The sequence below is a fragment of the Bradyrhizobium sp. LeoB3 genome (genome assembly GCF_055456055.1).
The window spans coordinates 1-265 of record NZ_JBVBEF010000460.1 but is presented as its reverse complement, the minus strand read 5'-3'; the positions used below and the strand labels follow the sequence as shown (position 1 = coordinate 265).

General features: G+C 67.5%; 1 protein-coding gene. It reads left to right on the top strand.

All coding sequences use genetic code 11. The features are described from left to right. Nucleotides 1–265, top strand: a 265-nt coding sequence (locus ACZXDY_RS46705; RefSeq protein ID WP_464350132.1) for a transposase, incomplete at both ends; no start/stop codon positions are given.

Sequence of the window (265 nt, the reverse complement as noted above, 5' to 3'; positions counted from 1 at the left end):
ACCATCCGCATGTGCACATGATCGTGCCGGGCGGTGGCATCTCGCCCGATAGCCAGCGCTGGGTGTCCTGCCGGCCCGGCTTCTTCCTGCCGGTGCGCGTGCTCTCACGCCTGTTCCGGCGGCTGTTCCTGGAGCGCCTCGCTGCCCTCCATCAGGCGGGGCGCCTGAGCTTCTTCGGCGACGACGCTCATCTCGCCGCGACGCGATCATTCGCCGCATTCCTTGCACCGCTTCGCAAGACCGAGTGGGTCGTCTATGCCAAGCG